Annotated in this window: 21 protein-coding genes and 1 pseudogene; 17 read left to right on the top strand and 5 right to left on the bottom strand. The window is 68.6% G+C overall.

Translation table 11 applies throughout. The features are described 5' to 3' along the window. Nucleotides 1-195: 195 nt before the first annotated feature. From ACYX7E_RS02015 to ACYX7E_RS02040, 6 genes are all read left to right on the top strand, one after another. The gene (locus ACYX7E_RS02015; protein WP_462078858.1) at nt 196-990 is read left to right on the top strand and encodes an ABC transporter ATP-binding protein; all 795 of its coding nucleotides are present in this window, start codon (nt 196-198) and stop codon (nt 988-990) included. Beyond that, a complete protein-coding gene (locus ACYX7E_RS02020) occupies nt 990-1,739 on the top strand; it encodes an MlaE family lipid ABC transporter permease subunit (protein WP_462078859.1) in 750 nt (249 codons plus the stop codon). The genes ACYX7E_RS02015 and ACYX7E_RS02020 overlap by 1 nt, the downstream gene beginning before the upstream one ends. 118 nt (nt 1,740-1,857) lie before the next feature. Further along, a complete protein-coding gene (gene mlaD / locus ACYX7E_RS02025) occupies nt 1,858-2,370 on the top strand; it encodes an outer membrane lipid asymmetry maintenance protein MlaD (RefSeq protein ID WP_462078860.1) in 513 nt (170 codons plus the stop codon). Next, nucleotides 2,367-3,029, top strand: a complete 663-nt coding sequence (locus ACYX7E_RS02030) for an MlaC/ttg2D family ABC transporter substrate-binding protein (RefSeq protein ID WP_462078861.1) — start codon at nt 2,367-2,369, stop codon at nt 3,027-3,029. Before mlaD ends, ACYX7E_RS02030 begins: the two co-directional genes overlap by 4 nt. Next, nucleotides 3,029-3,313: an STAS domain-containing protein gene (locus ACYX7E_RS02035; protein ID WP_462078862.1), complete on the top strand. Its 285-nt coding sequence runs from the start codon at nt 3,029-3,031 to the stop codon at nt 3,311-3,313. Before ACYX7E_RS02030 ends, ACYX7E_RS02035 begins: the two co-directional genes overlap by 1 nt. 26 nt (nt 3,314-3,339) lie before the next feature. Continuing rightward, nucleotides 3,340-4,434, top strand: coding sequence for an MlaA family lipoprotein (locus ACYX7E_RS02040; RefSeq protein ID WP_462078863.1), 1,095 nt, complete (start codon nt 3,340-3,342; stop codon nt 4,432-4,434). Nucleotides 4,435-4,487: 53 nt separating this feature from the next. Here the strand turns inward: ACYX7E_RS02040 and ACYX7E_RS02045 are convergent, their stop codons facing one another. Next, nucleotides 4,488-6,173 carry a DNA recombination protein RmuC gene (locus ACYX7E_RS02045; RefSeq protein WP_462078864.1) on the bottom strand — a complete coding sequence of 562 codons (1,686 nt, stop codon included), beginning with the start codon at nt 6,171-6,173 and terminating at the stop codon, nt 4,488-4,490. Nucleotides 6,174-6,566: 393 nt separating this feature from the next. Between ACYX7E_RS02045 and ACYX7E_RS02050 the strand changes: the two genes are divergently transcribed. The 6 genes and pseudogenes from ACYX7E_RS02050 to ACYX7E_RS02075 all read left to right on the top strand — a co-directional run. After that, on the top strand, nt 6,567-6,947 hold the full coding sequence (locus ACYX7E_RS02050; protein WP_462078865.1) for a VOC family protein: 381 nt from the start codon (nt 6,567-6,569) through the stop codon (nt 6,945-6,947). A gap of 106 nt (nt 6,948-7,053) precedes the next feature. Continuing rightward, complete coding sequence (locus tag ACYX7E_RS02055; RefSeq protein ID WP_462078866.1) at nt 7,054-7,581, top strand: hypothetical protein; 528 nt, start codon at nt 7,054-7,056, stop codon at nt 7,579-7,581. A gap of 35 nt (nt 7,582-7,616) precedes the next feature. Further along, the gene (locus ACYX7E_RS02060) at nt 7,617-8,117 is read left to right on the top strand and encodes a hypothetical protein (RefSeq protein WP_462078867.1); all 501 of its coding nucleotides are present in this window, start codon (nt 7,617-7,619) and stop codon (nt 8,115-8,117) included. Between the two features lie 74 nt (nt 8,118-8,191). After that, nucleotides 8,192-8,524 carry a hypothetical protein gene (locus ACYX7E_RS02065; RefSeq protein WP_462078868.1) on the top strand — a complete coding sequence of 111 codons (333 nt, stop codon included), beginning with the start codon at nt 8,192-8,194 and terminating at the stop codon, nt 8,522-8,524. After that, nucleotides 8,521-8,997, top strand: a complete 477-nt coding sequence (locus tag ACYX7E_RS02070) for a RidA family protein (RefSeq protein WP_462078869.1) — start codon at nt 8,521-8,523, stop codon at nt 8,995-8,997. The genes ACYX7E_RS02065 and ACYX7E_RS02070 overlap by 4 nt, the downstream gene beginning before the upstream one ends. A gap of 2 nt (nt 8,998-8,999) precedes the next feature. Beyond that, a pseudogene (locus ACYX7E_RS02075) lies at nt 9,000-9,104 on the top strand (ribosomal protein S18-alanine N-acetyltransferase); the annotation flags it as partial. A 97-nt stretch (nt 9,105-9,201) separates the two neighbouring features. On the opposite strand, the gene ACYX7E_RS02080 reads toward ACYX7E_RS02075, so the two are convergent. After that, nucleotides 9,202-10,026, bottom strand: coding sequence for a DMT family transporter (locus tag ACYX7E_RS02080; RefSeq protein ID WP_462078870.1), 825 nt, complete (start codon nt 10,024-10,026; stop codon nt 9,202-9,204). A 39-nt stretch (nt 10,027-10,065) separates the two neighbouring features. On the opposite strand from ACYX7E_RS02080, the gene ACYX7E_RS02085 reads away from it, so the two are divergent. From ACYX7E_RS02085 to ACYX7E_RS02095, 3 genes are all read left to right on the top strand, one after another. Further along, on the top strand, nt 10,066-10,620 hold the full coding sequence (locus ACYX7E_RS02085) for a GFA family protein (RefSeq protein WP_462078871.1): 555 nt from the start codon (nt 10,066-10,068) through the stop codon (nt 10,618-10,620). A gap of 236 nt (nt 10,621-10,856) precedes the next feature. After that, complete coding sequence (locus tag ACYX7E_RS02090; protein ID WP_462078872.1) at nt 10,857-11,111, top strand: DUF2164 domain-containing protein; 255 nt, start codon at nt 10,857-10,859, stop codon at nt 11,109-11,111. 16 nt (nt 11,112-11,127) lie between these two features. Next, entirely contained in the window at nt 11,128-11,550 is a 423-nt protein-coding gene (locus ACYX7E_RS02095) for an ACT domain-containing protein (protein ID WP_462078873.1), read from the top strand. A gap of 61 nt (nt 11,551-11,611) precedes the next feature. On the opposite strand, the gene ACYX7E_RS02100 is transcribed toward ACYX7E_RS02095, so the two are convergent. Continuing rightward, a complete protein-coding gene (locus tag ACYX7E_RS02100) occupies nt 11,612-13,018 on the bottom strand; it encodes an amidase family protein (protein ID WP_462078874.1) in 1,407 nt (468 codons plus the stop codon). Nucleotides 13,019-13,202: 184 nt separating this feature from the next. Next, entirely contained in the window at nt 13,203-15,455 is a 2,253-nt protein-coding gene (locus ACYX7E_RS02105) for a TonB-dependent receptor (RefSeq protein WP_462078875.1), read from the bottom strand. A gap of 468 nt (nt 15,456-15,923) precedes the next feature. Here ACYX7E_RS02105 and ACYX7E_RS02110 point away from each other — a divergent pair, with 468 nt between their 5' ends. Then, on the top strand, nt 15,924-16,412 hold the full coding sequence (locus tag ACYX7E_RS02110; protein WP_462078876.1) for an Lrp/AsnC family transcriptional regulator: 489 nt from the start codon (nt 15,924-15,926) through the stop codon (nt 16,410-16,412). 95 nt (nt 16,413-16,507) lie between these two features. Continuing rightward, the gene (gene leuE / locus ACYX7E_RS02115; protein ID WP_462078877.1) at nt 16,508-17,164 is read left to right on the top strand and encodes a leucine efflux protein LeuE; all 657 of its coding nucleotides are present in this window, start codon (nt 16,508-16,510) and stop codon (nt 17,162-17,164) included. A gap of 42 nt (nt 17,165-17,206) precedes the next feature. Here leuE and ACYX7E_RS02120 read toward each other — a convergent pair whose 3' ends face one another. Continuing rightward, complete coding sequence (locus ACYX7E_RS02120) at nt 17,207-19,372, bottom strand: gluconolaconase (protein WP_462078878.1); 2,166 nt, start codon at nt 19,370-19,372, stop codon at nt 17,207-17,209. Nucleotides 19,373-19,389: the final 17 nt, after the last annotated feature.

Genomic DNA, 19,389 nt, shown 5'->3' on the forward strand with positions numbered 1-19,389 from the left:
GGTCAGGCGAGGAATCGCGCTGCGCGGCCGGCCCGCGACCAGGGCAGGGTTTCTGCGCGTCCGCACCACCATGACCAGCGATACATGGCGGTGAGACTCAATTCCTGTACTCTCCAGTTCAGTCACTTGGTCGGTATTCAGCCGCCATTGGCCATCCTTGACGAGTTTTTAACTGGCTGCCCCCTGCCTACCCCCATGACATCCGACGCTTCCGCTGCCATTGCCGTGCGCTTCGACGGGGTCCGCCTGGACCGCGGCGGTCGCACGATCCTGTCCGGCATCGACCTGCAGGTGCCGCGCGGCAGCGTGACCGCCGTGCTCGGCCCGTCCGGCAGCGGCAAGTCGACAATGCTGGCGGCGCTGACCGGCGAGCTGGCCCCGGCGGCCGGCACGGTCGAGATCTTCGGCCAGCCGGTCCCGCAACAGACGCGCGCGCTGCTGGAGATGCGCAAGAGCCTGGGCGTACTGCTGCAGGGCAACGGCCTGCTGACCGACCTGACGGCGGCCGAGAACATCGCGCTGCCGCTGCGCACGCATACCAAGTTGCCGCGGCCGGTCATCGACCGCCTGGTCGACATGAAGCTGCATGCCGTCGGCCTGCGCAGCGCTGCCGATCTGTATCCGCGCGAGCTGTCGGGCGGCATGGCGCGCCGCGTCGCGCTGGCACGCGCGATCGCGCTGGACCCGCCGCTGATGGTCTACGACGAGCCGCTGACCGGGCTGGACCCGATCGCCTCGGGCGTGATCATGAACCTGGTCTCCGAGCTCAACGACAACCTGGGCCTGACCAGCATCATCGTCACCCACCACGTCCACGAGACGCTGCCGATCGCCGACTTCGCGGTCGTCATCGCCAATGGCCGCATCGTGTTCTCGGGCACGCCGGCCGAACTGCAGGCCAGCGACGATCCGCTGGTCGGCCAGTTCCTGCGCGGCGAGCCGGACGGGCCCATCGCCTTCGATACCGCGCCCAGGACGGAGGCCGCCTGATGCCGTTGACCTCGACCCTGCGCTCGATCGGCCGCGCCGGCCTGTTCTCGCTGTCGGTGCTGCGCGCTTCCCGGCCGACCGCCGATTTCTTCAACGAGCTGGTCCGCGAGATCTACAAGATCGGCGGCCGTTCGCTGCCGATCATTGCCGTTGGCGGCGCGTTCGTTGGTCTTTCGCTGACGTTGCTTGGTTTTCGCGCACTGGAGACCTATGGCGCCAGCAACCAGGTCAGCGTGCTGATCGGCCTGGGCCTGTACCGCGAACTGGCGCCGGTGCTGACCGCGCTACTGTTCGTCGGCCGTGCCGGCAGCTCGATCGCCGCCGAACTGGGCCTGATGCGCGCCACCGACCAGATCACCGCGCTGGGCCTGATGGCGATCGATCCGGTCGGCAAGGCGGTCGCGCCGCGCTTCTGGGCGGCGGTACTGACGGTGCCGATGCTGACCGGCTTCTTCTGCACCTTCGCGATCGCCGCGAGCTGGTTCCAGGCGGTGCAGGTGCTGGGCATCGACAACGGCATGTTCTGGCAGACGATGAAGGACGCGGTCGATTTCCACGGCGACTTCCTGCCGGCGTTCCTGAAGTCGGCGGTCTTCGGCGGCACCGCGGCGCTGGTCGCCTCGTATGTCGGCTTCCACGCCGAGCCGACCATCGAAGGCACGTCGGTCGCCACCACGCGCGCGGTCGTCAACGCGTCGATGCTGGTGCTGATGTTCAACTTCGTGCTGTCGGCGTTCCTGTTCCGGTGATGGCCATGACGCACGCCTTGTCCTTCACCACGCACACCCCCGTCCTTCCGGCCGTTGCGGCCACCTTGCGCCATGCGGCGCAGGGGAGGGATTCCATGCAGATCCAGAGGTAATCGCAATGGCCACACGTGGTCCACGTCTCGAATTCGCAGTCGGCGCCTTCCTGGTGCTCGCGCTGGGCTCGCTGCTGGTACTGGCGATCGCCTCGACCAACGGCAAGTTCGGCTTCAGCCGCGACAGTTATGCGCTGACCGCCAACTTCACCAACCTCGGCCAGCTGCGTCCCAACGCGCCGGTCAAGATCGGCGGCGTCACCATCGGCCGCGTCTCCAAGCTGTCGCTGGACCCGGTCAAGTTCGACTCCATCGTCACGCTCGACATCGACAATGCCTACCAGATCCCGGTCGACACCTCGGCCGCGATCCTGACCGGCGGACTGCTCGGCGAGAGCTACGTCGGCCTGCAGCCGGGCGGCGACATGGAAAACCTGAAACCCGGTGAGCAGATCGTGTTCACCTCGCCTGCGGTCGACCTGATCCAGATGGTCGGCAAATACATGTTCAGCGGCGGTGGCGCTGCGCCCACCGAAGATGCGCCCCACCAGGACTCCTCCCAGGAACCCAAGCCATGAAGACCCTTTCCCGCACTCCCCTGATCGTTGCGCTGGCCGTCGCGCTTGCCGCCGCCGCGTCGCCGACGCTGGTGCTCGCCCAGGCCGCCGCGCCCGCCGCCGCCGCCCAGCAGGGCGCGCCCAGCAAGCTGGTGCTCGACAACACCAAGCGCATCCTTGAGACCCTCGAGAAGCGCCGCGCCGAATTCACCCGCGACCGTGGCGCGTTGCGCACCTTCGTCGCCGGCGAGCTCAACACGATCTTCGACCGCGACTACAGCGCCCGCCAGGTGCTGGCACGGCATGCCCGTGGCGCCAGCGACGCCGACATCGCGCTGTTCGGCGATGCGCTGACCGACGGCCTGCTGCAGCGTTACGGTTCGTCGCTGCTGGACTTCAACACCCAGCTGCGCGTGCGCATCAAGTCCGAGACCCCGCTGCCGCGCGGCGTCGGCGTGCGCGTGTCCAGCGAGCTGCTGCGCAGTGGTGGCGAGCCGATCCCGGTCGACTACCTGATGCGCCAGACCGGCAGCGGCTGGAAGGTCTTCGACGTGATGATCGAAGGCGTATCGATGGTGCAGACGTTCCGCCAGCAGTTCGACGCCGAGTTGCAGAACAAGTCGATCCGCCAGGTGGCGACCGAGCTGCGCAACGGCCAGATCAAGGCCGGCACCAACTGATGACGCAGGCGCGCGTCCAACGCGAAGGCGACGCGCTGCGTTTTGCGGGCGCGCTGGTCCGCGACGCCGTGCCGGCCCTGTGGCCGGAGGCGTCGCGCGGCCTCGAGGGCGTCGCGCGTTTCGATCTTGCCGGCGTCGAGCGCATCGACAGTGCCGGCATCGCGCTGCTGGCCGAACTGGCCGCACGCGCCGGCGGCGTCAGCGTCGAGGGCAGTCCAGTCGGACTGGCCGAACTGCGCGCCGCCTATCGGCTTTCCCCCACGCTGTCGTTCGCCGCCAGCTGACCGAACTCCCTCCGGATCCCCCCGCCATGATCCAGTCCCAGACGTCCCGGACCCCGATGCCGCGCGCCACCCTGACGGTGCTCGCCGCCAGCCTGGTGCTGGGCGCCTGCACCAGCCAGGGTCCCGCCCGCAATGACGGCCAGGCCGCCAGCAGCCCCGACGGCGTGGTCGTCGGTACGGTCGCCGACAGCACGGTTACCGACAGCGCGCAGGCACCGCCGCAGGCCGCGATGGCCGCCAGCGCGCAGGACAATGCCGTGGTGGTCGCGGCAGCGGACGCCGGGGCGCCGGTCGTGGTTGCCGACGCCGATGCCAATGCGCCGACCGACGCCGAACTCGATGCGCAGGCGATCTACGGCACCCAGGTCTACGATCCGGTCGCCGATCCCACGCTGCCGCCGTCGGCAACGATGGCCGTCGCCTACGATCCTTGGGAAGGCTGGAACCGCCGCGTCCACGGCTTCAACAATGCCGTCGACCGCACCGTCGCCAAGCCGCTGGCCAAGGCCTACGTGCGCGTGGTGCCGCGTCCGGTGCGCCTGGGCGTCACCAACTTCTTCAGCAACCTCGGCCAGCCGGTCAGCGCGCTGAACGCGCTGCTGCAGGGCAAGCCGAAGCAGGCCGGCCAGTCGCTGGCGCGCTTCCTGGTCAACACCACGCTGGGCATCGGCGGCATCTTCGATCCCGCCAGCGACGCCAACCTGCCGCGACGCAGCGAGGACTTCGGCCAGACGCTCGGCGTGTGGGGCTGGACGACCTCGCGCTTCGTCGAACTGCCGCTGTTCGGTCCGCGCACCCTGCGCGACACCTTCGGCCTGATCGGCGACGCGCCGTTGTCGCCGGTCCGCCAGGTCGACGACAGCACCGTGCGCATCGGTCTGCAGGGCCTGCAGCTGGTCGACGTCCGCACCCAGCTGTTTGCCGTCGACAGCCTGCGCGAAGGCGCGGTCGACGAATACGCGCTGGTCCGCGATGCCTGGCTGCAGCGCCGCAACTACCAGATCCAGGGCGACCGCAAGCAGTCCGACGAATCGCTGCCCGATTACCTGCTCGATGACGACGCCAACCCGACGGTTCCGGTCGACGTGATGCCGGTGGTGCCGCTGTCGTCGTCGCCGTAACCGTCGCCGCGCTCACGCCGTCGCGTTGAACGCGGCGGCGGCCAGTCCCTGCATCAGGGCTGGTCCTGGTTCTCTTCCAGCCTGTCTTCGGGGCTGCTGTCTTCAAGCCCGCTGTCTGCCTCGTCCTGCGCGCCCTCCGGAGACGCCAGCAGGCGCGGACGCGAGGCCTTGCCGCCCGCAGCCGGCAGCAGGTCGGCCGGACTGTCGCGCAGTTCGTCGCGCAGCTGCTTGCGGCCACGCGCGCCCAGGTCCACCAGGCGCTGCGCGCGCTTGACCACGCTCTGGTTCGATTCGCGCAACTTGCGCTGGGCGTCGCCGAACGACTTCGAGGCATCGTCGAGCTTCTTGCCGACCGCGTCGAAATCGGCCAGGAACCCCATCAACGCATCGAGCACCTTGCCGCCGGCATCGCCGATGTCGAGCGCCTGCTTCTGCATCTTGTCGCGCGCCCACAGGCGATCGACGACCCGCAGCAACGCCATCAGCGTATTGGGCGATGCGAACACGACCTTGCGCTCGAACGCGTAGGTCTGCAGCGTCGGATCGGTACCGAGCGCGGCCGACAGCGCGCCCTCGATCGGCACGAAGGCGATGGTGACATCGAGCGCGTTGTCGCCGACCGCCTTCGGGTAGGCGCGGTCGCCGAGATCCTTGACGTGGCGACGCAGGCCGTCGGCATGCCGCTGCAGCGCCAGCCCATGCAGCTCGGGCTCGTCGACCGCGTTCATCGCCTCCTGCCACGCCACCAGGTTGACCTTGCTGTCCACGACCACGCAGCGATCGTCGGGCAGGCGCACCAGGATGTCCGGTCGCAGCGCCTTGCCATCCTCGTCGCGCACGCCGGCCTGGCGCTCGTAGTGCTGGCCTTCTTCCAGGCCGCTGCCACGCAGCACACTTTCGAGCATCAACTCGCCCCAGTCGCCGCGCACCTTGGAACTGCCTTTCAGCGCGCGCGTCAGCGCCGCCGTATGACCCGCCATGTCCTGGTTGAGCGTCTTCAACTCGGTCACCGCACCGAGCAACGCGGAACGCTCCTTGGCCTCTTCGCCATACAGCGTGTCGACGCGCGAACGGAACTCGCCCAGTTTGTCCGCGAACGGCTTCAGCAGGGTCTCGATATCGACCTTGCCCTGCGCGGTCGCGGTGCGCACGTTCTTCTCGAAGGCCTGTCCGCGCTCATCGAAGACCTTGCCGGCAAGTTCGGCGAACGACGCCGACAACTTGTTCTGGGCATCTCCCAGGAACGCCTGCATGTCGGCCTGCGCCTGCTTGGCATGCAACAGGTTGGCGGTGGCTTCCGCATGCTCGCGCTGCACGCTACCGAGCCGATCGCGCAGGCGCGCAAGCTCGGCGTCGGCGGTGGCGATCTGTTCGCGCGCCTGCAGCAATGCCGATTCGCGATCGGCCAGCGCATGGGTGGCGGTCCGCAATTCGACCCGGTCGCTGTCGAGCCGCTGCTGCAGCTCCGTCAGCTGCGCGGCATCGCGCGCGCGCTGCGCGGCATGCGCGGACAACTCGGCCTCCAGCGCCCCCAGCCGGCCCTGCAGCCGGCCCGATTCCGCGGCCTGATCCCGGGCGGCATCACGCTCGGACTGCAACTCGGCCAACAGCCGCGTCCGTTCGCCGGCATCGGCCTGCACCGCCGCGACCGGTCGCCGCAACAGCAGCACGACCAGCAGGATGACGGCCAGCGCGGCCAAGGCCGCGACCACGAGCAACAGCAGGGAAGGGGTGTCCATGCCGACAGTGTAGCGAGCCCGGTCTCAGAACCTGCTCACGATCTGTCGCGAGCGCCGGCAGATGGCGTGTGGCGTGCATACCAGTGAAGAGCAGGCAGAAAGCGCAGTGTACGTGGAGGTACATGAGCATTTGTGGCCACCATCCCTGGTGGCCACCCTTCGGGCCGTCGCTGGCGCGATGTCAAGAACCGCTCTAGGCGGTTCTTTCGAGCACCGCACGCGCGCCAGCTGGCAAGCGCAGCAAGAGCGTGAACAGGTTCTCAGGGGATGAGGCGAGGGGCCGGGGGGCCCGGCGCTTCGCCTGGTCGCCCGGCTTGATCCTGGCGCCGGTTGCCGCATCATGCGCAGGGCAAGCGCAGTCATCCTCCAGCAGACCTCCTCGGGGCAAGACAGATGAAGCGTGTCACAGGCATCGGCGGCATCTTCTTCAAATGCAACGACCCGAAGGCGCTCAGCGCCTGGTATCGCGACCACCTCGGCCTGGACATCAGCGACTGGGGCGGCGCGGTATTTCGCTGGGGTGGCGCCGACAGCCCTGCGGGCATGACGCTGTGGAGCCCGTTCGCCGCCGATACCGAGTACATGGCCCCCAGCACATCGCCTTTCATGATCAACTTCCGGGTCGCCGATCTGGACGCCCTGCTGGTCGCGCTGCGCAGCGAGGGCTGCCACGTGCTCGACACGACCGAGACCTCGGAACAGGGATCGTTCGGCTGGGTCATCGATCCCGATGGCAACAAGGTCGAGCTGTGGGAACCGCCTGCAGGACAATGACCGTGCCGCTGCCATCGATGACGTCGTTCAAGCCCGGCACGCGCGTGTGCGACTCGCCATACCGCCGGCGCTTCATGATCGCGTCGCAATCCACAGGAGAATCCAGATGAAATCTCTGCTTGCAGTCTTGCTGTTGGCCTGCGCGATAGCGTCCAACCCCGCGCTTGCGGGCGATGCGCGTGCTGCTGACATGCCAGCGGCTGATCCGGCCGCAATCTCTCCCTTGATCGGCAGCTGGTCGGTCGACGTCACGCGCCTGCCGATGCCGCCGCAGGCGCGGCCGAGAAGCGTCGTCATCTCGTTCAGTAGAACCGCCGACGACCGCTGGTCGACCTTCGTCGATGTCGTCGACGCCGATGGCTCGACACGCCATGCCGACGGCAGCGCGCCGCTCGACGGCACCGCGACGGCGGTCGCGAACAACTTCGAGGCCGACAAGGTGGCCATCCGCATGCCCGCGCCCAACGTCGTCGTCATGACGCTCGCCAAGGGCGGGCAACCGGCGTCGACGCGGATCTATTCCACCGCCGACGACGGCCGGACGATGGTCGAGACCATCTCGCACTTCGGGCCGCAAGGCCTTCCGGTGACGCGGACCAACCACTTCACACGCGTCGCTGCGGCGGCGCCTTGAGACGACCCGATCCGCACACCCGAAGGATTCCACGCATGCGCGCATGGCTGCTGTTGACCCTGCTGGCACCGTTGCAGGCATGGGCCGCTGAAGACACGCCGGAACGCGCCGTGTCCGCACTCTGGGCGGCCCTGTCGCATGCGCCTGGCGCCAGTGCGGATACGGCGACGCTGCAACGCCTGTTGCACGAGGAGGCCGTGGTGTTCGGCGCGCAATCCCGGGACGGCGCACCGCGCCTGCAGCGCACGCCGGCGGAAGACTTCCTGCGCGCCAATGCGCGCGTCTCCGGCAAGGGATTCCACGAATGCGAGGTCTCGCGGACCCTGCAGGTCTACGACCGGTTCGCGGTCGCCTACAGCGTCGTCGAATCGCGGGCGGACAAGGCCGCGTCGCGCCCCGATGTCGTCGGCGTCAACAGCGTGCAGCTGTACCGGGACGGCTCGCAATGGAAGGTCCTGTCGCTGTACTACCATGTCGAAACGCCGGGCACCCCGATTCCGCTCGATGGCGGAACCTCCGGCGAATGCCTGGCTTGAGCAGGTCCGGCATGAGCAGGCCCGCCACGTCAGTCGGCGCGGCGTCCCCGTTGCAACCCGTATCGAGGTGAGGCATGCACCAGCCCGGCACGATGGGAACCCCCGACGACTACAGCGATACGCGCCATCGCGTGTACTTCGAGATCGGCGAGCATGCCGGCGTCGGCCAGCGCGTCATCGAGCGCTTCCTGCAGACGCGTTGCCGCGATCTGCCCGGCATGCCCGAGGAGGGCTGGCGCGCAATCAGGGCGGGCCACGGTTACCAGGTCGATGTCCCGATCCAGCTTGTGCCCGAGATCGTCCGCGCGCTGGCGCAGGACAATGTGGCCGTGTACCAGGTCGTGCGCATCGGCGAGTCGTCGCAGTTGCCTGCCCTCCACCCTCACTCCTCAGGATCGTTGCCATGAAAAGCGCGCCATGCCTGCTCGTCACCTTGATCGGCCTCGTTCTTTCCGGCCTGGCGGTGGCGACGCCACCTGCCGACGTCGCATTCCTGAACTCCGGCAAGGTGGTGCCGGCCACGCTGCCGTTCTCGGAAGCGGTCCGGGTCGGGAATACGCTGTATCTGTCCGGGCAGGTCGGACTGCAACCGGGCACGCTGACCCTGGTCCCCGGCGGCATCAGGGCGGAGTCGGAACAGACGATGGACAACATCAAGGCGACGCTGGAAGTGCACGGCTACAGCATGCGCGACCTGGTCAAGTGCACGGTGATGCTGACCGACATCGCGGAGTGGCCCGATTTCAACGAGATCTACAAGCGCTACTTCAGCGGACGCTTCCCCGCGCGCAGTTCGTTCGGCGCCAGTGGCCTGGCCTTCGGGGCGCGGGTCGAGGTCGAGTGCATCGCGGTTGCGGGCGCGGGCGCCGCGCCCGATTGATCTATGGTGTGCTCGGCATCGCGGCCGACGAAGCCGACGTGCTGAATGTCTGCGTGGGTCCCCAGAGCCAGTCGCGCGGCCTTGACCGGTTTCTGTTCCGCGCACTGGGACATCCAGAGCATGCCGCCGTTATAACGACGCGAGGCAACCGAAACGGCGCACGGCAGCCGGACCGGGGCCGCCACGCATGGCGTGGCGCGATCTTCATGCCACCCGCAGCACCGCCGCGCCCAGCACGATCAAACCCGCCGCGATCCAGCGCACCCGGGTCACCCGCTCGTGCAGGACGAACGCGGAGATCAGGATGCCGAACAGGATCGAGGTCTCGCGCAGCGCCGAGATCATCGCCACTGGCGCGATGGTCATGGCCCACAGCGCCAGCCCATACGAGGTCAGCGTGCCGATTCCGCCGACCACGCCGAAGCCCGCGTTTTCCCGGGCGTAGGCCCATAGCCGGGGCGCACGCGTGCACACCGCCCATATCGGCAGCGGCAGCCCGGACAACAGGAACAACCACAACGTGTAGCTGAGCGCCGCGCCGGACTGGCGCGCGCCCCAGGCATCGACCAGCGTGTAGGTGGCAATCACCCCGGCATTGAGCAACGGCAGCCACAGGTGCTGGCGTGCGCCGCCGCGTGCCATGCACAGGATGCCCGCACAGATCAGTGCAATGCCGCACCAGGCAACCGCGTGCAGGCGTTCCCCAAGGAACACGGTGCCCACCAGCGCCACCAGGATCGGCGCGCAACCCCGCATCAGCGGGTAGGACACGCTCATGTCGGTCACCCGGTAGGTGCGCGCGACCAGAAGGTAGTAGATGACCTGCAGCACCGTGGAGGCGGCCAGCCATGGCCAGCTGCGTGGCGAAGGCGCGGGCAGGAAGGGCAGCATGACGACCGCGACCAGCGCGGCCGATCCGGTGACCAGGATCGTAGTCAGCAGCGTATCGTTGCCGCGTTTGACGATCGCATTCCAGCTGGCGTGCAGCAGGGCGGCGAACAGCACGGTACAGAAAATGGAGAGCGACATCGTGTCGGCAGGCACGCATTCCATGGACGAACGCGCATCATGCCGCAGATGAAAACCCTGTGTCAGGCGATGCACGGCGGCAACGCCCCGCCCGGTGGGTACCGGCCGTTGGTCGCGACGGCGTATGCTGCCCACGCCATCTCGGCACCAATCCATCGCAGCGGGAGCGCCATGCAAGACACTCATGTTGGATCCTGCCTATGCGGCAGCGTGCGCTTCCAGATGGAAGGCAGCTTCGACCATTTCTACCTGTGCCATTGCGCGCACTGCCGGAAGGACACGGGTTCGGCACACGCGGCAAACCTGTTCTCATCCGCAGGGCGGCTCCAGTGGACGGCAGGCGAAGACAACGTCATCACCTTCCGCCTTCCCGGAACGCGCCATGCGCGATGCTTCTGCTCGACCTGCGGCTCTGCATTACCGTATGCCGGAGACGGCATGGTCGTAGTCCCTGCAGGCTGCCTGGATACGGCACCCGGGATCGCGCCCGAGGCGCACCTCTTCACCGCGAGCCGGGCCTGCTGGGATCGGCAGCTGGCTGACCTTCCAGCCTTCGAGACGTTTCCTTCGCGTGCGGGGCATGAGCGGCCCTGATGCCGCGCGCTGAAGGCTCGCGCGCCGTCATGCGACCCGGGGATCGCATTCTTCAGGTCAACCATGCGGGCGAACATGGTGCGGTCAACATCTATGCCGGCTAGATCATCGGCGCGAGGTGGACGGCGCCACACATGGTCGACGAATTGATGGTCACGAACTGATCGAGTTCCGGTGGCAAGGGCCCGCGGTGCAGAATATCTCGACGACCGCAGACGACGACTCGAAGGTTCCAGATGGCCGACATCACATTCAGCAACGACGAGAAGGCGATCATCGTCCGCAAGATCCAGCGCTATTTCAGCGAGGAACTGCGGCAGGAGATCGGCCGCTTCGATGCGGAGTTCCTGCTCGATTTCTTCGGCACCGAGGTCGGTGGGTATTTCTACAACCGCGGGCTCTACGACGCGCAGGCGCTGCTGTCCGACAAGCTCGAGGACATGCAGGACGCGATCTTCCAGCTGGAACAGGCCACGGACTTCAAGCGATGACGGGCGGGGAGTTGCCATGAGCATCGCGACGTCCGATCTCGGCGAACTGCTGCGGACGATGTCGCCGCTGCGTCATCCCGGCGTATACGTCTTCGCGACGGTGCCGGCCGGCATGGCCATCGATCCGCAGGCCATTGTCGCCAGCGTGCGCGAGCCCGAGGGCCTGTCGGTGGTGCTGGCCGAAGCCGAGGCGGAGCGGCTCGGGCTGACGGTGTTGTTCCGCTGTGCGTGGCTGACATTGCAGGTGCATTCGGACTTGCAGGCGGTCGGGCTGACCGCCGCCTTCTCTGCGGCGTTGGGACAGGCCGGCATCAGCTGCAACGTGGTCGCGGGCGCCTGCCACGACCACGTCTTCGTGCCGCAGGCCCAGGCCGATGCGGCGATGCAGGCGTTGCTGCAGTTGCAACAGGCATCGGGCGGAGCAGGCGCACAGGCCTGATCCGGGCGACGGCCTGATCTGGCAAAGGCCTGGCCGTTTATTCGCCTCGGCGTGGCGCTTCTCAGCGCGCGGCGACCGCAACGTCCGGCCAGCGGTCGCGCCAGGGTTGCGCGGCTTCGAGTTCGAAGGCCAGCGACAGCAGGGCCGCTTCCTGTCCGCGGTCGGCCGCGAACTGCACGCCGACCGGCAGACCGTCGGCATTCCACGACAGCGGCAGGCTGATGGCCGGCGTGCCCGCGAGGTTCTGCAGCGGCGTGTACGACATCCAGTCGAACAGCGCCGGCATCAGCGCATCGAACGCGCGATCGGGCGCCAGCACGCCGAGCAGCGGCGGCGGCGTGCGCACGACCGGGGTCAGCAGCACGTCCCACTGTGCGTGGAAGTCCGCGAAGTCGTCAGGCAGCCGTGCCAGTTGCCGGTACGCATGTTCGAGCGCGGCGATGTCGACGTGGTCGAGATGCCATTGCGCCAGTCCGCGCGTCCAGGGTTCGAGCAGGTCGTCGGCAAGCCCCGCGGCGGTGTTGAGTTCGACCGCGTCCACGCACAGCCGCGACCACAGGGTCAGCAGTGCGTCGCGCGCATCCTGTCCCGAGACCGGCGAGGCCACGATGTCGACGTGATGGCCGAGGCCGGCGCACAGGGCGGCGGCGGACTCGACCGCCTGCGCGACGTCCGGATGCGCGGCATCGCCAGCCAGGTTGCGGGTGTCGACGGCGATCCTCAGGCGTCGCGCGGACGCGCCGGTCACGATCGGCGGCGAGGCCGGATGCGTGGCGGCGAAGGCCCAGGCGCAGTCGCGCACGCTGCGCGCCATCAAGCCATCGCTGACCAGCAGGTCTTCCAGCGCATGCCGGGCGCGGGCCTGCACGACGGCGCCACGTCCGGGCTTCAGCCCGACGATGCCGCAGCAGGCGGCGGGCATGCGGATCGATCCGGCCCCATCGCTGCCCTGGGCCAGCGGCACGATGCCGGCGGCGATCGCAGCCCCGGCGCCGCCGCTGGAACCGCCGGGCGAATGCGCCAGCGACCAGGGATTGCGGGTCACCGGTCCACGCAACGGTTCGTTCGACGGCATCAGCCCGAACTCGGGCATCGCGCTCTTGCCGATCGGCACCAGCCCCGCCGCATCGAAGCGCTGCGACAACGGCGGCGCCTGCGTCGCCAGGGCATCGCTGCGACTGCGCGAACCGCCGCGCGTCGGCATGCCCGGATAGGCCAGCGAGTCCTTGACCAGATAGGGCACGCCGGCCAGCCCGCGGCCGGCGCCCTGTGCGTCCTGCGCGGCGGCACGCTCGCGCGCCAGCGCATCGGCGCGGTGGCTGATCGCCTGCAACGCCGGATCGAGGTGTCCGGCGCGCAGGATCGCGGCCTCGACCAGCTCCAGCGCGGTCAGGTCGCCACTGCGTACGCGCGACGCCTGGTCGTGCGCATCCAATCGCCCCAGTGACAGGGCGTCCGTCAAGTTCATCGATGCATGCTCCAGCGGGCGCTTGCCGGCCCGATAGGGGTGTCAGCCGACGCGACGGTCCCCGCGCGGCGAGGGCGCGGGGACCGTGACGAGGAGGCGGCTGAGCGGTTGTGGTGGATCGTGGGCCGGGAGCGCTTGTGTGAGAGCGCGCTTGCGGGCTCGCTTCATTCGCTTCTTTTTTGGATCAGTAGTTCCAGCGCAGGGTCACGCCGTAGGTACGCGGACGCACGATGCCTTGTCCAAGGCCGTTGGACTGCGGCTGGGCACGGGTGATGCCGCGCTCGTCGAACAGGTTGGTCGCGTACAGGCCGACATCGGCCTGGCCGACGCTGAAACGCAACCGCGCATCGACAAGGTGGTAGTCGCCCTGGCGATTGGCGGCGTAGGTGGGCACGGCGGAGTTGAGGTCGCTGATGCCTTCCGACAGGTAGCTGTGCGACAGCGAGAACGTCGGCTGCCAGGCGCCATCGAAGTGCCAGCTGGCCATGTTGTTGACCGACCAGTCGGCCGAGCCGGGCATGCGCGAACCGCTCGGTGCGATGCCGACGCCGGGAATCAGCACGTCCTCGTCGAGACGGGCCTGCTGCCAGGTCACGCTGCTGGTCCAGTCGAAGGACTGCGATGGCCGCCATTGCGCGGAGAACTCGATGCCGCGGCTGTACGCGGCGCCACCGTTGCTGGCGTAGTTGATCTCCGGCGCCGGGGTCAGCAGGCGCAGCTGGATATCGGTCCAGTCGATGTAGAACGCGGTAGCGTCGAGCACCAGCGTATTGTCGAGCCAGCTGCTGCGCACGCCGAACTCGTAGTTGCGCAGCTGGTCGCTGGTCGAACCGGACGGGATCGGGTGCGTGGTGATGGCGGTGTTGTTGGGCGTGCCGAAGCGGAAGCCCTCGGATGCCAGCACGTAGGCCATCCAGCGGTCGCTTGGCTTCCAGGTCAGCGAGACCTTGGGGTTGAAGCCGCTTTCGCTGGTGCTGGTCGGCGTGATGATCGGCGCACCGGGATAGGAATCGACACCGACGATGGTGCCGACGTCCTTGACGCGCGTCCGGAACATGCGGCCGCCTGCGGTCAGCGTCCACTCCGGATTGAAGTGGAACGAGGCTTCGCCGAAGACCGCCTTCTCCTCGCCGGTGACGTGCGCGAGGAAGCTGTTGAAGATCTCGCCATCGGGCGTGATGATCGCGCCGGCGCCGGACGGGTACAGCGGCGAGGCATCGAACGCAGCGCGCGCACCGACCGCACCGAGGCTTTCATACAGCTGCTTGTCGGTATCGAAGTACATCGCGCCGACCAGCCATTCGAAGCGTTCGCCGGTGGCCGAGGCCAGTCGCAGCTCGATGCTGTTGCCGGTGCTTTCGCCGCCGTAGCCGATGTAGAACGGGCCATTGGGGGCGACGCCGATGACGTTGTTGTCGTACCAGGCGCGGTACGGCGTGAAGTCGGAACGGCCGTGCTGGGTCTTGACCTGATGCGAGGCCAGCGCGGTGAACGAACCCCAGCCCAGGTCCTGGTCCAGGCGCAGGCTGTGGACTTCGATCTCGGTTTCCAGCGGCTCGGCGATCGCCGTGCTGCGCACGAGGTCGCCGAAGCCGGGCATGCGGTAGGACGCGTCGTCGGCCTCGATCTTCTGCACCAGGCTCAACCACGACAACGTGGTGTTCTCGCTGGGCGTCAGCACGGCCGAGAAGCGGCCACCGGAGATCTCGACGTCGTTGGTGCCTTCCAGGCCGGTGCCGACGTTGTCGAGGTAGCCGGCGTCGGAGCGGTACTGCGCGACCGCACGCACCGCCAGCACGTCTTCCTTGATCGGGATGTTGACCATGCCCTTGAGCGAGTAGCTCATGTTGGCGTTGCGGGTCTGGCTGAGGCCGGTCTCGACCGCAGCGTCGAAGCCGCTGGTATCGGCGGTGTTGGCGATGTAGTTGATCGCGCCGCCCATCGACGCCGAGCCGAACAGCGAGCCCTGCGGACCGCGCAGGACTTCGACGCGGTTGAGGTCGAAGGCATCGATGTCGGGCACCGCAATGGTCCAGCCCGGCTCCATCAGCGGGACTTCGTTGAGGAAGTAACCGGTGGTCGGCTGGCCCTGCACGTTGCCGGAGTTGGTCGCGATGCCGCGCACGACGACGTGCGACATGCCCGGTTCGAAGTTGTTGAAGACCACGCCGGGGGTCTTCTGGATGTAATCGCCCAGGCCCTGGGCATTGAGTTCTTCGAGCTGCTGGCCGGTGACCGCGGCGACCGAGCCGGAGACGTCGCGCACGGACTGGGCGCGCTTGGAGGCGGTGACGATGACGGTATCGAGCTGGACGGCGTCGGTCGCGGGGGCGGCGGACGCGGGGGCGTCCTGCGCCAGCGCGGGCACGCTGGCGAGCAGCGCCAGGCAGCCGGCATGGATGGCAAGGCCGAGGGGAGAGGGGCGGCAAGTCTTCATCGGTGGAGTCCTGGGGCGCGGTGGCGGAGGGCTTGGAAACGCAAGCAGTGTGGGCCTGGCAGGCCGCCGCTGTCCGTGGCGGCGGGCTGGGGACGGGCTGTCATCAAAGGGAAGCCGGACGGTCATGTCCAGCGGATCCACGGCAGGCCAGCCGGGTCGCAAGCTGCTGAATTACCGGTGTTTCTACCTAATTTGGCGCTCGCATCCTGCGAACCCCCGCCGGATCTTCCGCAGGATCGCCGGGTTTGGCGCCGACATTTCACAGAATCCACGGCCCGCCCGGGCCCCGCCTGGCGTCGTGGGGCGGCGCATGCGGGCATCGCCGCGCAAGCGGGCGCCTCGCCACTCGCCACCCACCACTCGCCGCGGGCCACGGTGTCGCGACGCGCCGGGGTATCCGGCGGCCGCGGCCGTCACTAGCACCTTCGCGCTATAGACTCGGTGCCTGGCTCCCAGGCAAGCATTTCGATGTCCACCAAGAAGCTCGACCGCACCGACCTGAAGATCCTCAACGTCCTGCAGGAAGATGCCCGCATCACCAACCAGGCGCTGGCCAACCAGGTGTCGCTGTCGCCGAGCGCCTGCCTGACCCGGGTGCGCACGCTGGAGGCGCAGGGATTGATCAGCGGCTATCGCGCGCATGTCGCGGTGGACCGGATCCGCTCGGCGACGATCGTGCTGGCCCTGGTGGCGTTCAAGCAGCATGCGCTGGACGGCTTCGACGGTTTCGACGCACGCATCCGGCAGATGCCGGAGATCGTCGAGGCCAGCCGGATCAGCGGCGATTACGACTACACCATGCGCGTGCTGGTCAGCGACGTGCACGAGTGGAAGGACATCAGCCGCGAACTGCTGGGCGGCAATTACGGGGTCGCGCGGATCGTCTCGCATTTCCTGATGGACGAGGTCAAACCCTTCACCGGTTACCCGCTGACGCCGCGCCCGCCGCAGATCTGAGTTCCTGATCTGGAGCCAGTGATCTGGAGCCAGCGCTCCGCCCCCCGTGATCAGCCCCCAGTGATCCATTGCCGCGGCCACGACGACGCGGCACCATGGCCGCCCCCCTTTTCGATCAGGTCCGCGCCATGCCGTGGATGGGCATTACCGATGTCACGACCTATGTGCTGGCGCTGGTGGTCTTCATGGCCATCCCCGGCCCGGGCACCTTCACGCTGCTGACCGCGGTCGGCAAGGGCGGTATTCGCGCGGGCTACATCACGCTGGCCGGGCTGTCGCTGGGCGACCAGGTCCTGATGTGGCTGGCGGCGGCCGGCGTCGCCGCCCTGCTGCAGGCCAATCCGCTGGTGTTCAGCGCGGTGCAGTATGCCGGCGCGCTGTACCTGCTGTGGGTCGGCCTGCAACTGCTGCGCAGCCGCAAGGCGCCAGCCAGCGCGCCGCAGGCGGTTCCGGCCGGGCAGTACTTCCGCCATGGCCTGCTGATCACGCTGCTGAACCCGAAGGCGATCATGTTCTACATGGCGTTCTTCCCGCTGTTCATCGACCCCAGGGCCAACCAGGGCATCGCGACGTTCGCGACGATGGCGGCGCTGATCCTGCTGGTGACGCTGGTCTATTGCTCGCTGCTGATCCTAGTCGGCCATGCGATGGCCGGTCGCTTCGCCCGCCATCCGCAGGCCGGCCGTTGGATGCAGCGGCTGGCCGGCACGTTCCTGGTCGGCTTTGGCGTCAAGCTGGGACTCAGCGGCTGAGCGACGCCCGTCGAGCGGCCGCAGGAGCGCCCATGGGCGCTCCTACAGCAGGCGCAGCAGCAGCTCGCGATTGGCACCGGCCTCGTTGCCGCTGAAGTCGCGCGCGGTGATGCGGATCCGGTAGTCGCCCGCCGGCAGTTCGCCCGGCTGCCAATGCTCGACCGCAAGATCCAGGCCCTGCACGGTATTGCTGACCACGTACTGGAAGCGCGTGCGCGCGGCGCCGTGCACGGTGATGCCGCTGTCGGCGGCATAGGCGACCTTGACCGCATCGGGATGGGCCGGCATGCGATCGAAACGCAGGGTCATGCGCGGCTGTTCGAAGCCCGGCAACGGCGTGCCGGCGGCATCCAGGATCTGGTAGCCCAGCGCATGCAGGCCCAACCGGCGTCGCGGCAGGTTGTCGTCGACCTGGTCCCAGGCTTCGACGACGATCTGCAGGCCGCCGATGTCGCGCGGCACCAGCAGGCGGCCGTCGCTGCGTTCGCCCAGGGGCTGGTCGCTGGCATCGAGCAGGCGGATCGCGTCGATGCGCGGCGCGAAGCGATCGCTGAAGCCGGTGAAGCCGAGCTTGATCGCGTTGTGCTGGTACCCGCTGGCGCCGACGACCAGATGCACATGCGCCTGCGCGTTGATCGTGCCCAGCGCATCGCCGACGACGAAGCGCGTGCCGCGCGGCACGCGGATGCGCTCGGGCTGACCGGCGTCGTCGAGCAACGACTGGAAGCGCTGCGGGTCGAGGCTGCGGCCCTGCGCGGTGCGGCCGACGCGCATGTGGATGTAGCTCAGCTCGTCGATCGCCAGTCCTTCTGCCTGGCCGCCATAACTCCAGGCCGCGTACGGGCTGCTGACCTTGCCGTCGGCGATCGCCAGCACCGTCTGGCCGACGTCGCCGCGGATGTCGAGTCCGTTGTGCAGGTGGCTGCGGCTCTCTCCACTGAAGTTGCCGCGCACTTCGCCCAGCGTGCCGACGACTTCATGCCAGCCGTCCTGCGGCTGCAGCGGCCAGCGCTGCGCGGTCTGCGGCAACGGATGCTCGGGCGAGGGACCGATGGGACCGTCCTCCAGTGGTGCGACGGTGGGCGCCGGCGTGGCTTGCGGGGAGGACGCGCGGTTGGCGGAGGCGGTGGTCGCGACCGGCAGCGGTTCGATGCGATGCAGGCGGAAGCCGTCGGCATCGGCGACCAGCACGCTGCCGCCGTCCTCGACCAGCAACGCCGCCGGTCGCGCGAAGCGCTGGCGCATCGTGGTGCCGGTCAATGCGCGCGCATGGCCATCGGCGGTCACCTGCAGCACGCGTCCCTGGCCCTGCTCGCCGACGTACAGCACGCCGTCGTGCGTCACCGCGACCGCCAGCGGACGCGACAGCCCGGTCTGGAAGGCTTCGGGCGTGGTCGGTTGCCAGCTGCGGACTTCGCCCTGCGCGCTGATCCAGCGCAGCGCATGGTTGCCGGTGTCGGCGACCCACAACGCGCCATCGGCATTGACCGCGATGCCGGTCGGCGTGTCGAAGCGCGCCAATGTGCCCCAGCCGTCGGCCTTCCCGGGCCGCTCGCCGCCGGCCAGCGTCTCGACCTGGCCATCGCTGCGGATCACGCGGATGCGGTCGTTGTAGGTGTCGGCGACGTAGACCTGCCCGAGCGCATCGACGGCGACGCCGACCGGTCCGTTGAACTGCGCCTGCGCGCCGCTGCCGTCGCGGAAACCGGCGATGCCGGTGCCGGCCAGCGTGCTGACCACGCCCTGCGGGGTGATGCGGCGGATGGCGTGGTTGCCGGTGTCGGCGACATAGACGTTTCCGGCCAGGTCGATCGCCAGCCCCGAGGGCGTGTCGAAGGCCGCCGCGGTGCCGGTGCCGTCGACAAAGCCTTCGACCGAACCGGCGAACGTGGTCGCCAGGCCGTCGGCGCCGATACGGCGGATGCGGTTGTTGTCGCCGGCATCGGCGATGTACAGCGTGCCGTCGGCCGCGCGCGCCAGTCCCCAGGGATCGGCGAAGCGCGCCTGCAGCAGCCGGCCGTCGCGGTCGCCGCGGATGCCGTCGCCGCCCAGCAGTTGCACGCGCGCCTGCCAGTCCAGCGGCGTCGCCGGCGGGCCCTTGTCGACCTGCAGCGCATCGCGCACCGGATCGAGGAAGGATCCAGGCAGGAACGTCGCGCCCAGCGCGAGCGCGGTCAGGATCGCGACGCCCCAGGCCGCGCGGCGCACGCCAGGCGCTGCGCGGG

Source organism: Luteimonas sp. RIT-PG2_3 (genome assembly GCF_054902115.1).